The sequence below is a fragment of the Acetobacter pomorum genome (genome assembly GCF_002738225.1).
Classification (GTDB): Bacteria; Pseudomonadota; Alphaproteobacteria; order Acetobacterales; family Acetobacteraceae; genus Acetobacter; species Acetobacter pomorum.
Genome location: NZ_PEBQ01000022.1, coordinates 1 through 353 on the forward strand (window position 1 = coordinate 1; position 353 = coordinate 353).

The 353-nt window shown below is 47.0% G+C and carries 1 pseudogene; it reads left to right on the forward strand.

Annotated features, from left to right (window positions below):
- Positions 1–27: 27 nt before the first annotated feature.
- Positions 28–353, forward strand: a pseudogene (locus CSR02_RS02055) (MFS transporter); the annotation flags it as partial.

Consider the following 353-nt stretch of genomic DNA (forward strand, 5'->3'; position numbering starts at 1 on the left):
AGTGTTGTGCCAAAAGAACGATCTGGCATGGCGTCAGGGATCAGTACGACATCACGATTTTCCGGGATTTTGCTTGGTTTTGCGATGCTTAGCGGCATACTCGCAACAATGGTAAGGAAATGGGTTGCCGCCTTTGGATGTGGTAGTGGCTGCCATCATCCATCAGACTTCGCCGATGCCATCGTTGCCGGTGATCTACCCAGTGCTATTTCCGGTTTAGAGGGTTCCAGTCAAGAAATCGCCATTCAGCATGCACATCATGCTTTCTCTTATGGTTTTGCCGTAGCACTTCTTGTGGCATCAATTTTCGCATTAGGATCATCAATTACTGTCTTTACACTGATGCATTCAAA